This window comes from Selenomonas sp. KH1T6 (genome assembly GCF_900108415.1).
Lineage (GTDB): Bacteria > Bacillota > Negativicutes > Selenomonadales > Selenomonadaceae > Selenomonas_B > Selenomonas_B ruminantium_A.
Genome location: NZ_FNWN01000002.1, coordinates 131664 through 144427 on the forward strand (window position 1 = coordinate 131664; position 12764 = coordinate 144427).

Consider the following 12764-nt stretch of genomic DNA (forward strand, 5'->3'; position numbering starts at 1 on the left):
AATGACAGGTGCAAAGGCAGTGGCGGCCTGCCTCAAGGAGCAGGGCGTGGAGGTGGTCTTCGGCTACCCCGGGGGCATGATCCTGCCTCTCTATGATGCTTTTTATGATGAAAAAGACGAACAGGGACTGCAGGAGATTCTGGTGACCCATGAGCAGAATGCGGCCCATGCCGCAGACGGCTACGCCCGGGCTTCCGGCAAGGTCGGGGTGTGCATGGCCACCTCCGGCCCCGGCGCCACCAATCTGGTGACAGGCCTGGCCACTGCCTTTATGGATTCCATTCCCGTGGTGGCCATTACTGGTCAGGTGGATACTACCCTGCTGGGCCGCGATGCCTTCCAGGAAACGGACATTTTGGACATTACCATGCCCATCACCAAGAACAACTACAAGGTGAAGGACGTGAAGAAACTCATCCCCACCCTGCGGGAAGCTTTCCAGCTGGCCCGCAAGGGCCGTCCCGGCCCGGTGCTGGTGGACATTCCCCGGGATCTCTTCTTTGCCGAGGTGGATTATGAGCCTCAGGCGGTCGAGGAGAAAAAGCCTGGCAAGCCGGACGCGGATTTCCGCATCTGCGCTGCCGAGGCCTCTGAGGAAATAGTCAATGCCAAGCGTCCTCTGGCCATTGTGGGGGGCGGGGTCATTGCGGCAGGGGCCACCCCTGAGGTATTGGCTTTTATTGAGAAATACCATCTGCCCGTGGTGCATACCCTCATGGGACTGGGGGCTGTGCCCGGTTCTCATCCCCAGTCTCTGGGCTTTGCAGGCATGCACGGGGAGAAGGCTGCCAATCATGCCATTGCGGCGGCTGATCTGGTCATTGCCATCGGCAGCCGCTTCGGTGATCGCCAGACGGGCAACCTCAAGAAGTACACCCAGGACAAGAAGTTCATCCACATCGATATCGATCCGGCAGAGATTGACAAGAATGTGGCGGGCTCCCTGGGACTGGCAGGGGATATGAAGACCATCCTGGGCCTTTTGATGCGGTATGAGCCCCATAGCGAGCTTAAGGAATGGTGGCAGCAGATTGAAGGCTGGCGGGAGACTTATGAGTATGACTACCAGCACAGCCGGCTGACTGTGCCTTGGGCCATGCACCTGGTGGCGAAAGCCACGGCTGGCAAGCCCTATGCCTTTGCCACCGATGTGGGCCAGCACCAGATGTGGGCAGCCCTGCACCTGAAGCCGGAGCAGCCCCGCACCTGGCTCACCTCCGGCGGTCTTGGCACCATGGGCTTCGGCCTGCCTGCCGCCATGGGGGCACAGGTCTATTATGGCAAGAACAGGCGGGTCATCCATGTGGCAGGTGATGGGGGCATCAAGATGACGGGCAATGAGTTCTACACCATTGCCAGACTGAATCTCCCCATTATCTCCATCATCGCCAACAACACCAGCCTGGGCATGATACGCCAGCTGCAGAAGGTCATGTATAACGAGCGTTATATTGCCTGCGAGCTGGATTATCAGATGGATTACGAGAAATACGCCGAAAGCTTCGGCATCAAGGCGGAGACCGTAGATACCCAGGAAGGCTTTGCCGTGGCTTTGCAGGAGGCCCTGAACGATACGGAGCATCCCAGGGTCATCGTCATGAATATCTGGCGCAGTTTTGTGGAGCCTATGATCAAGGGCGGGGCACGGATCAACGAATTCGTGGAATTCAAGTAAATGCGATGACATCTAAGTCAAACATATTTGTATATTGTTGGCAAAATTCCCTCTGGTGTCGTATAATAATTGATAGTTATTATTCAACATTGGAGGGATTTTTTTGATAAAGAAAGGCATTATCTTGGCGGGCGGGTCTGGTACCAGGCTCTACCCTTTGACAGAGGTTGTATCCAAGCAGCTTATGCCGATTTATGACAAGCCAATGATCTACTACCCTTTGAGCACCTTGCTGCTGGCTGGCATAAATGATATCCTGATTATCACTACTCCTCAGGACCAGGAACTTTTCAGAAGGCTTCTGGGTGATGGCAGCCAGTTGGGCATCAGCATCAGCTATGCAGTGCAGCCCAGTCCTGATGGCCTGGCTCAGGCTTTTCTGATTGGTGAGGAATTTATCAATGGCGAATCCTGTGCGCTGGTGCTGGGGGACAATATCTTCTATGGCTCTGATCTGGCCAAAGCTATGCAGAGGGCGGCTGCCTGTGATGATGGGGCCACGGTCTTTGCTTACTATGTGTCCGACCCTGAGCGCTATGGCGTGGTGGCTTTTGACAAGGAAGGACGCGCCACCAGCCTGGAGGAGAAGCCGGCAGAGCCAAAGTCCAACTATGCGGTGACAGGGCTGTATTTCTACGACAAGGACATTGTGAGCATTGCCAAGGAAGTGAAGCCTTCGCCCCGTGGGGAGCTGGAGATCACCGATGTGAACAAGGCCTATCTTGAGGCAGGCAAACTCCGGGTGGAGAAGATGCGCCGCGGCTATGCCTGGCTGGATACGGGAACCCATGAGTCCCTGTTGCAGGCAGCCCAGTTCGTCCAGACCATTCAGGCTCGTCAGGGGCTGAAGGTGGCCTGCATCGAGGAGATTGCCTATCGCATGGGGTATATTGACAGTGAGCAGCTGCTGAGGCTGGCGGAGCCCATGAGGAAGAATGCTTACGGCAAGTATTTGCAGCAGCTGGCTAAAGAAAAGTAAGGGGCGCAGAGAGAATGAAAGTTACAGAAACAAAACTCAAGGGTGTTTATGTAGTGGAGCCGCAGGTTTTTGGTGATGCCCGTGGCTGGTTCATGGAGAGCTGGTCAAAAAGAAAACTGGCAGAGGCAGGGCTTGAGGTGGAATTCCTGCAGGACAACCAGTCCTTCTCCTCTCAGAAGGGAATACTGCGTGGCCTGCACTATCAGCAGAACCCCATGTGCCAGGCCAAGATGGTCCGCTGCACCAGAGGACGGATCTTTGATGTGGCAGTAGATATCCGCAAGGGGTCTCCCCAGTATGCCCAGTGGGTGGGGGTGGAGCTCTCTGCTGAGAACAAGAAGCAGCTTTTTATTCCCCGTGGCTTTGCCCATGGTTTCATCACCCTCACGGATGATGTGGAAGTGCAGTATAAGGCAGATAACTACTACGCGCCTGAGTGCGATGGCAATGTGCGCTGGGATGACCAGGAGATAGGGGTGGAGTGGCCCATCCAGCCGTTGATTCTCTCTGACAAGGACGAGAAGGCACCTACCCTGGCTGAGCGTATGGAGAAGAATGAAATCAACTTTGTCTATGAGGAAATGAAGTAAGGGAGCGGAATCATGAATATTGTTGTAACCGGCGGCGCCGGTTTCATTGGTGCCAACTTTGTCTACTATATGCTGGAGAACCGTCCCGAGGACAGGATCATCTGCTATGACAAGCTGACCTATGCAGGCAACCTGGCTACCCTGGAAGAAGCACAGAAGAACAAGCAGTTCAAATTCATCAAGGGCGATATCGCAGACCGCGAGGCTGTTTACAAGATGTTCGAGGAAGAAAAGCCGGACATCATCGTGAATTTTGCCGCTGAGTCCCATGTGGACCGCTCCATTGAGAACCCGGAAGTTTTCCTCCAGACCAATGTCATCGGTACCAGTGTGCTCATGGACGCCTGCCGCAAGTATGGCATCAAGCGCTACCATCAGGTGTCCACAGATGAGGTTTATGGCGACCTGCCTCTTGACCGTCCCGACCTCTTCTTCACCGAGGAGACGCCGCTTCATACCAGCAGCCCTTACTCTGCTTCTAAGGCTTCTGCAGACCTGTTGGTCATGGCTTATCACCGCACCTTTGGCCTGCCGGTGACCATCTCCCGCTGCTCCAACAACTACGGGCCCTTCCACTTCCCGGAGAAGCTCATTCCCCTCATGATCATCAACGCCATGCATGACAAGAAGCTGCCCGTTTACGGCGATGGCCTCAATGTCCGTGACTGGCTCTTTGTGAAGGATCACTGCGCCGCTATCGAAATCATCCTGCGCAAGGGCAAGGTAGGAGAGGTCTACAATATCGGCGGACATAACGAGAGGCAGAACATCCAGGTGGTGAAGGCCATCCTGAAAGAGCTGGGCAAGGGTGAGGAGCTTATCGAGCATGTCACCGATAGAAAGGGGCATGACCGCCGCTATGCCATTGACCCCACCAAGATCCGTGAGGAATTGGGCTGGGAGCCCACCACCAGCCCCGAGGTTGGCATCAAGGCTACAGTTGAGTGGTACAAAGAGCACGAAGACTGGTGGCAGAATATCATTTCCGGTGATTACCAGAAGTATTATGCTGAGATGTATGGCAAGAAGGAAATAATCGACTGATGCTGCAGCTGTTTTGAAGGCTATTACAAAGTTTTTTTGAAAAAACATCAATTTTTTTCAATTTACCTGTTGACAGCCTTATCTATATGCCCTATAATAACACATGTTGACAGCGAAAAACGTTAACAACCGGCAAGACCGGGTGTTATGGGGGCATAGCTCAGCTGGGAGAGCGCTTGCATGGCATGCAAGAGGTCAGGAGTTCGATCCTCCTTGTCTCCACCATAATATGAATTCCAAACCACAGCTTGATAGCTGTGGTTTTTCTTTTTCACAGGGGTAGAAGATGCAGGTCGCAGAAGTTTTTGTCAACATACCTGTCAAAAGCATAGCCAAAGCGTTCAGATACATCGTGCCGGACAGTCTCCAGGTGGGGATTGGCTGGCGTGTTTTCGTGCCCTTTGGGGGGCGGAAGGTGGAGGGATTTATCCTCTCTGTGCGTGAAGAGGCTGAAGGTGAAAAGCGGGAGTATGCCCTGAAGGAAATTATCTCTGCAGTGGATGAGGAAGCCTGGTTCACCCCGGAGATGATCAAGGCTGCCAGATGGCTTGCGGACTTCTATCTCTGCTCTTTGGCGGAAATTATGCGGCTCTTCATGCCTGGGAAGTCCGGGCTGAAGATTACCGTGAGTTATGCTGCTGAGGAGAGCATGAGCGGGCACCTGATGCTGGCCATGCCGATGGCCAGCAGTGTTTACCAGTATCTCTTGGCTGAGGGCCCCAAGAGCCTGCGGGAGATCAGGAAGGCCTTGCCCGGGATGGGGGAGGAACTGCCTGGCCTGATAGAGCGCATGGTCAGCTATGGGGTGCTCGTCAAGGATTATCTGGCAGAGAAGCGGGATAAAGCACGTTATGAGAAATATGTCTGCCTGACGGCAGAAGTCACGGAAGAATTGCAGGTTGATTTCAAACGCAAGAAAGCACAGCTTCGTTTATTGGAACTTCTGGCAAAGAACGAGGGAAAAGAGCTTTCATATACTGCGCTTAGGGAAGAGAAGGTTTCTCCTGCCACTATCAAGCTGATGGAAGAGCAGGGGTTGGTGGAAGTCCGTCAGAAGCGTGTCCTGCGGGACAGCTATGGAGGAAAGACTGAACTGAACAATGCGCCGGAAATCCAGCTGACTGAGGCCCAGGGAAATGCTCTGGCAGAGCTGGAGCAGGCAGCAGAGGCCAAGGCGTTCCAGGGCTTTTTGCTGAAGGGGGTCACGGGCAGCGGCAAGACCCAGGTCTACATGGAGCTGGCGAAGAAGGTCCGTGCCCTGGGGCGTCAGGTGATTGTGCTGGTGCCAGAGATTGCCCTGACGGGGCAGGTGGTGGCTTCCTTCAAGGAGTATTTCCCTGAGGATATCATGGTGATGCACAGCCGCCTTTCCCTATCCGAGCGCAATGATGCCATCTTGCGGGTCAGAAGAGGTGAGGCGGGCATCATCATCGGTGCCCGCTCTGCCTTGTTCACTCCGGCAGCTGATATCGGCCTTATCGTCATGGATGAGGAACAGGACATGAGCTACAAGCAGGACGAATCACCCCGCTACCATGCCAGAGTGGTGGCGGAACAGCTGGCTCGTATCCATGGGGCTGTACTGCTGCTCGGAAGCGCAACGCCTTCACTTGAAACTTATTACCGTGCGAATAGTGGGGAACTGAAGCTTTTGGAGCTGCCGGAGCGCATCGGCAGCCTGCCCATGCCCTTGGTTCATGCCGTGGATATGCGGCGGGAACTGAAGCTGGGCAACAGGCATATCATTTCCCATGACTTGCAGCGGCTGCTGGAGGAAACCCTGGCTCGCGGGGAGCAGTCCATCATCATGCTGAACCGGCGCGGTTTTTCGACTTTTGTCATGTGCCGTTCCTGTGGGGAGGTCATAAAGTGCAAGCTCTGCGGTTTGCCTCTGGTGTACCATAAGAACGGGCGCCTTTCCTGCCATCACTGCGATGTGGCCGAGCAGGTGCCGGATGTTTGCCCCAAGTGCGGCAGCCGCTATATCAAGTACTTTGGCTCCGGCACGGAGAAGCTGGAGCAGGAACTGAGGGAAATCATGCCCCGTGCCCGGGTGATCCGCATGGACAGGGATACCACGGGCACGAAGTTTGCCCATCAGGAGATCTTGAGCCGCTTCCGCCGCCATGAGTACGATATCCTGTTGGGCACCCAGATGGTGGCCAAGGGCCACGATATCCCCAATGTCACCTCCGTAGGAATCATCAGTGCCGATTCCAGCCTGAATATGCCCGATTTCCGGGCAGCAGAGCGCTGCTTTATGCTAATTACACAAACAGCGGGAAGGGCAGGACGTCATGGCGGCAGGGGACAGGTCATAGTGCAGACTTATAACCCGGAGCACTACGCGGTGACAGCAGGGCTGAAGCAGGATTATGAGGAGTTTTTCCGGCAGGAACTCGCCATGAGAAAGGAGCTTTTCTACCCCCCCTATAGCAGGATTGTGAAGCTGTTGTTTCAGGATGAAGACGAGGAGATGGCCAAGGGTAAGGGGAGAAGGCTGGTGAAGGCCTTTGAGGAGCGTTTCCGGGGCGACAGGCGTCAGGTGATCGTGGGGCCGTCCCCAGCAGTGATTGCCAAATTCCGCAATATCTACCGCTTCGTGGTACTGATCAAGACCGCTGACCTGCCCGCCGTGCAGGAATTCCTGCGGGAACAAAAGCTGCACCTGCGCACAGAAGTTGCCATTGATATAGATCCGATAACCATGCTTTAAGGCCCTGCCTTCCCCTTGAGGGGAAGGTGCCCCGTTAGGGGCGGATGAGGTGGGGCGTTTACAAGTTTAGGAACTGTATCGAGGTTAGTTGCACCTCATCCGTCAGCCTTCGGCTGCCACCTTCCCCTCAAGGGGAAGGCAAGTATTTGACGACAACTATTTGTGAAACGAGTTAAGTGGTTTTGCCTGTGGCGAAATATGCTATTTTGCGTTATAATATTGCCTTGTAATGTTGAATTTTATAGCTGGATGGTGAATAGAAATGAAAGTAACGAAAGAGGACCTGGATAACGTGGCTGTGCTGTCCCGGCTTTCTATTGCCGAGGAGGACACGGAGCGCTACCTGGGCAACCTGGACAAGATCCTGACCTATATGGATAATCTCTCCGAGCTGGACACGGAGAATGTGAAGCCTACCACCTACCCCTTGCCCATGGCAAACGTGTTCCGCAAGGACGAGGTTAAGGAGTCCCTTGACCGGGAGGCAGCCCTTGCCAACGCTCCCCTCAAGGAAGACGGCTATTTCAAGGTGCCGAAGGTGCTGGAAGACTGAATAAGGCAGGAGGATTGAACGTGAAATTATACGAGAAACCGGCTCATGTCCTGCATGATATGCTGGTGAATAAAGAGATTACAAGCGTAGAGCTGACCGAGGATGTGCTCTCCCGCATTGACGAGGTGGAGGGGGAGGTCAAGGCTTACCTCACCGTCACCCGTGACGAGGCACTGGAGCAGGCCCGCGCCGTGGACGAGAAGATTGCCCGCGGTGAGGAGATTTCCTTCCTGGAGGGCATTCCCGGCGCCATCAAGGACAATATATGCACCGAGGGCGTGAAGACCACCTGCGCTTCCAAGATCCTGGAGAACTTCGTGCCCCCTTATGATGCTACGGTCATGAAGAAGCTCAAGGCAGAGAATCCCGTTATCCTGGGCAAGCTGAACATGGACGAGTTCGCCATGGGCGGCTCCACTGAGAACTCCGCTTACCATCCCACCTGCAACCCCTGGAACACCGAGTGCGTGCCCGGCGGTTCCTCCGGCGGCAGCGCTGCTTCCGTGGCTGCAGGCACCGCTATATGGTCCTTGGGCTCCGATACCGGCGGCTCCATCCGCCAGCCCGCATCCTTCTGCGGCGTGGTAGGCCTGAAGCCCACCTATGGCCGTGTTTCCCGCTATGGCCTGGTGGCTTATGGCTCCTCTCTTGACCAGATTGGCCCTGTGACCCGGGATGTGACGGACTGCGCGCATCTGCTCAACATCATTGCCGGCCACGATGAGATGGACTCCACCTCAAGCGAAGCGGCAGTGCCTGACTTCACCAAGGCCTTGGTGGAGGATGTGAAGGGCCTGAAGATCGGCCTGCCCAAGGAATACTTCGTGAAGGGCATGGACCCTGAGGTAGAGAAGACCATCCGCGCTGCCATCGAGAAGTACAAGGAAATGGGCGCAGAGATCGTGGATATCTCTCTGCCTCACACGGATTATGCCATTTCCGCCTATTACCTCATCGCTCCCGCTGAGGCTGCCACCAACCTCCAGCGCTATGACGGCGTAAGCTACGGCGAGCGTGTGGAGGGCGAGGACCTGGTGTCCATGATGACCAATACCCGCACAGAGAAGTTCGGCGAGGAAGTCAAGCGCCGCATTGTCATTGGCAACTACGCCCTTTCCGCTGGCTACTACGATGCGTATTATCTGAAAGCCATGAAGGTGCGTACTCTGGTGGCCGAGGATTATGCCAAGGCTTTCGAGCAGGTGGATGTGATCCTTGCTCCTGTGGCTCCCACCACGGCTTTCAAGATCGGCGAGATGGCGGGTGACCCCCTGCAGATGTACCTGCAGGATGCCTGCACCGTGCCTCTGAACCTGGCCGGCCTGCCTGGCATCAGCCTGCCTTGCGGTTTCTCCAGCAAGGGAATGCCTATCGGCATGCAGATCATCGGCAAGGCCCTGGACGAGGAAACCATTATCCGTGCGGCTTACACCTATGAGCAGAGTCAGGACTATCACACGAAGATGGCGAAGCTGGGAGGTAACAACTGATGAAGTATGAAGCCGTAATCGGCCTGGAAATACATTGCGAACTGAAGACCAAGACCAAGATTTTCTGCGGTTGCGCCACCAGTTTCGGCGCTGACCAGAACACCCATGTGTGCCCTGTCTGCCTGGGCATGCCCGGGGTGCTGCCCACTGTGAACCAGCGGGTGGTGGAGTTTGGCATCAAGGCCGGTCTTGCCACCAACTGTGAAATCAACAAGTACAGCAAGTTCGACCGCAAGAACTACTACTATCCTGACCTGCCCAAGAACTGGCAGACCTCCCAGTATGACCTGCCCATCGCCGAGCACGGCTGGGTGGACATCGACGTGGAGGGGGAGAAGAAGCGCATCCGCCTCACCCGCATCCACATGGAGGAGGATGCAGGCAAGCTGGTGCATTCCGGCACCAATATCAAGGACTCCGCTTCTTCCAACGTGGACTACAACCGTACCGGCGTGCCCCTGCTGGAAATCGTCTCCGAGCCTGACATGAGCTCCGCTGAGGAAGCCCGTGCCTATATGGAAAAAATCAAGGCTATCATGGAGTACATCGATGTTTCCAACTGCCGCATGGAGGAGGGCAATCTCCGTGCCGACATCAACGTGTCCCTGCGTCCCGTTGGCTCCAAGGAGCTGGGCACCCGCACGGAGATGAAGAACATCAACTCTTTCAAGAACCTTGAGGACGCCATCAACTACGAGATTGAGCGCCAGACTGAGGTTCTGGAGGACGGCGGCCACATCGTCCAGGAGACCCGTACTTTCGACCCGGCACAGGGCATCACCCTTTCCATGCGCAGCAAGGAAAATGCCCACGACTACCGCTATATGCCGGAGCCGGACCTGCCTCCCATCATCACCAGCGAGGAGACCATCGAGAAGTACCGCAGCGAGCTGCCGGAGCTGCCGGATGCCCGCCGCGCCCGCCTGGAAAGCGAGTTCGGCCTGTCCGACTACGATGCAGGCATCATCACCAGCTCCCGCGCTATGGCCGAGTATTTCGATGCCGTGGTGGCTACCGGCGCAGATGCCAAGCTGGCTGCCAACTGGATGATGGGCGACCTGCTGAAGAACCTCAACGATGAGGGCCTGGATATCAGCAAGTCTCCCGTGGAGGCCCAGCGCCTGGGCGAGATGATCCAGCTCATCATGAAGGACACCATTTCCGGCAAGATTGCCAAGAAGGTCTTCAAGGAAATGTGGACCAATACCGACAGCCCTGAGAAGATCGTCAAGGACAAGGGCCTGGTGCAGATCACCGACACCAAGGCCATCGAGGGCATTGTAGACGAGGTCATTGCCAAGAACCAGAAGGCAGTGGACGACTACAAGGGCGGCAACAAGAAAGCCATAGGCGCCTTGGTGGGACAGGTCATGAAAGCCTCCAAGGGCAAGGCCAACCCCCAGATGGTGAACCAGCTGCTGGCCCAGAAGCTGGACGGCTGAGACAAATAAAGCCTTCCCCTCTGGGGAAGGTGCCCCGAAGGGGCAGATGAGGTGCGACTTTTTGAGTCAGGCTGAAGTATTTAGTTCATTTCCACCTCATCCGTCAGCCTTCGGCTGCCACCTTCCCCTCAAGGGGAAGGCTTTTTTCGAACAGAAAGGATTATCATGCAATATTTCAACAGGGCTGCCGTCACTGCCAAGGCTGCGGTCTTTGACCTTGACGGCACCCTTATCGACTCGTTGGAAGATTTGGCGGACAGCGTGAACGAAGTCCTCACTGCCCACGGCTTCCCCACCTTCGAGGTAGACCTGTACCGCTACAAGGTGGGCAACGGCTCCCGCAAGCTGATTGAGCGCGTACTGCCAGAGGACAAGGCAGGGGATGAGGCACTGGTGGACGCACTTCTGGCCGAATACAAGGAGTGCTATGCCAGAAATATCCTCAACAAGACCCGTCCCTATGCAGGCATCTTCAATATGCTGAAGCGCCTTCAGGAGATGGGGGTGCCCATGGCTGTCTGCACCAACAAGCATCAGAGCGCCGCCGAGGAAATCTGCCGGGAGCTTTTTGCCGAGGGCACTTTCGTGGAGGTCATCGGCGACCAGCCGGACCTGCCCCGGAAGCCTGACCCGCTGAAGGTGCTGAAGCTGGCGGAGAAGATGGGGGTTAGCCCCAAGGAAGTTGCCTACTTCGGTGACAGCAGCGTGGACATGGAAACCGCCAGGAATGCGGGAGCCATTGCCCTTGGTGTTACCTGGGGCTTCCGTACCCGGGAGGAGCTGGAGGAAAGCGGCGCCAGGTTTATCCTGGAGATGCCTGCTGACCTCTTTACCAAGGTGGAATTTGTGACTGGTGACGATGCAAGCGAGGCAAGTGAGGAAAAATGAAGGGAAAGATACCTGTCCAGCAGGGACAAGTCTACGAGATTGAAATAAATACCCTGGGCACCAGCGGCGAGGGTGTGGGGCGCTATGAGGATTTCACTGTCTTCGTGCCTTACGCCTTGCCGGGAGAAAAGGCCAAGGTGCGCATCACGGAGGTCAAGAAGACCTATGCCATGGGCAAGCTGCTGGAGCTTGTCCGCAAGAGCAGCGACCGGGTGGAGCCCGTCTGCCCCATTTACAAGGAATGCGGCGGCTGCCAGCTCCAGCACCTGAGCTACGAAGCGCAGCTGAAGGCCAAGCGCCAGCAGGTGATAGATGCCGTGACCCGCATTGGCAAGCAGCCTGACCTCTTTGTGGAGCCCACCCTCGGCGCAGCCACTCCCTGGAACTACCGCAACAAGATGCAGTTCCCCATTGGCAGGGAGAAGGGCAAGACCGTTATCGGCTGCTTTGCTCAGGGCAGCCACAATATCATCGACACCACTGACTGTCATATCCAGAAGGAAGGCAACAACGAAGTGGTGAACGCCGTGCGGGAAATTGTCACCAGGCTGAACATTCCCGTCTACAATGAGGACAAGCACACCGGCGTCCTGCGTCATGTGGTGGGCCGCGTGGGCAGCAATGGGGATATCATGGTGGTCATAGTCACTGCCAGCAAGACCCTGCCCCGGGAAAAGGAATTCGTGAAGATGCTGCGGGCCAGACTCCCCAAGGTAGTCAGCGTCCATCAGAATATCCAGACCTACCGCAACAATGTTATCATGGGCAGGGATACCAGGCTTATCTGGGGCCGTCCCACCATCCAGGACAGCCTGGGCCGTCTGAATTTCCACATCTCTCCCCGTTCCTTCTTCCAGGTAAACACCGCCCAGGCGGAAGTCCTCTACAACAAGGCCATGGAATTTGCCAACCTCAAGGGAGAGGAAACTGTCATTGACGCCTACTGCGGCACAGGCACCATCACCCTGTTCCTGGCCCAGAAGGCAAGGGAAGTCATCGGTATCGAGATTGTGAAGCCCGCCATCCAGGATGCCAATAAAAACGCCAGGGACAACAACGTAAGGAATGCAGAATTCATCGTAGGCGATGCCACCCAGGTCATGCCCCGCCTCTACAAGCAGGGTGTGCGCCCCGATGTGGTAGTGGTAGACCCGCCCCGGGCAGGCTGCACGGAAACAGTGCTGAAGACCTTCGCAGACATGCAGCCGGACAGGATAGTTTACGTCTCCTGCAACCCCGCCACCCTGGCCAGGGACATTGCCGTGCTGGATGAGCTGGGCTACAAGGCCGTGAAGGTGCAGCCGGTGGATATGTTCCCAAATACTTCGCACGTGGAGAATGTTGCTTTGCTTGTTAAGAAAGACTGAGAGGCTTTTGATAAAAGTAA

General features: G+C 55.8%; 10 protein-coding genes and 1 tRNA gene. All 11 read left to right on the forward strand.

Going from position 1 to position 12764, the window contains the following annotated elements:
* The first annotated feature begins 1 nt into the window (after position 1).
* Complete coding sequence (gene ilvB / locus BLW59_RS02095; protein ID WP_074695929.1) at positions 2-1675, forward strand: biosynthetic-type acetolactate synthase large subunit; 1674 nt, start codon at positions 2-4, stop codon at positions 1673-1675.
* 103 nt (positions 1676-1778) lie between these two features.
* A complete protein-coding gene (gene rfbA / locus BLW59_RS02100; protein WP_074695767.1) occupies positions 1779-2654 on the forward strand; it encodes a glucose-1-phosphate thymidylyltransferase RfbA in 876 nt (291 codons plus the stop codon).
* 14 nt (positions 2655-2668) lie between these two features.
* Complete coding sequence (gene rfbC, locus BLW59_RS02105) at positions 2669-3244, forward strand: dTDP-4-dehydrorhamnose 3,5-epimerase (RefSeq protein WP_074695769.1); 576 nt, start codon at positions 2669-2671, stop codon at positions 3242-3244.
* A 12-nt stretch (positions 3245-3256) separates the two neighbouring features.
* The gene (gene rfbB, locus BLW59_RS02110) at positions 3257-4288 is read left to right on the forward strand and encodes a dTDP-glucose 4,6-dehydratase (protein ID WP_074695771.1); all 1032 of its coding nucleotides are present in this window, start codon (positions 3257-3259) and stop codon (positions 4286-4288) included.
* A gap of 149 nt (positions 4289-4437) precedes the next feature.
* A tRNA-Ala gene (locus BLW59_RS02115) sits at positions 4438-4513 on the forward strand.
* Positions 4514-4574: 61 nt separating this feature from the next.
* The gene (gene priA / locus BLW59_RS02120) at positions 4575-7004 is read left to right on the forward strand and encodes a primosomal protein N' (RefSeq protein WP_074695773.1); all 2430 of its coding nucleotides are present in this window, start codon (positions 4575-4577) and stop codon (positions 7002-7004) included.
* Positions 7005-7266: 262 nt separating this feature from the next.
* Positions 7267-7557, forward strand: a complete 291-nt coding sequence (gene gatC / locus BLW59_RS02125; RefSeq protein WP_074695775.1) for an Asp-tRNA(Asn)/Glu-tRNA(Gln) amidotransferase subunit GatC — start codon at positions 7267-7269, stop codon at positions 7555-7557.
* A 20-nt stretch (positions 7558-7577) separates the two neighbouring features.
* On the forward strand, positions 7578-9047 hold the full coding sequence (gene gatA / locus BLW59_RS02130) for an Asp-tRNA(Asn)/Glu-tRNA(Gln) amidotransferase subunit GatA (RefSeq protein ID WP_074695777.1): 1470 nt from the start codon (positions 7578-7580) through the stop codon (positions 9045-9047).
* The gene (gene gatB, locus BLW59_RS02135; protein WP_074695779.1) at positions 9047-10489 is read left to right on the forward strand and encodes an Asp-tRNA(Asn)/Glu-tRNA(Gln) amidotransferase subunit GatB; all 1443 of its coding nucleotides are present in this window, start codon (positions 9047-9049) and stop codon (positions 10487-10489) included. The genes gatA and gatB overlap by 1 nt, the downstream gene beginning before the upstream one ends.
* 165 nt (positions 10490-10654) lie before the next feature.
* Complete coding sequence (locus BLW59_RS02140) at positions 10655-11377, forward strand: HAD family hydrolase (protein WP_074695782.1); 723 nt, start codon at positions 10655-10657, stop codon at positions 11375-11377.
* Complete coding sequence (rlmD, locus tag BLW59_RS02145) at positions 11374-12744, forward strand: 23S rRNA (uracil(1939)-C(5))-methyltransferase RlmD (protein WP_074695784.1); 1371 nt, start codon at positions 11374-11376, stop codon at positions 12742-12744. The genes BLW59_RS02140 and rlmD overlap by 4 nt, the downstream gene beginning before the upstream one ends.
* The last annotated feature ends 20 nt before the right edge of the window (positions 12745-12764 follow it).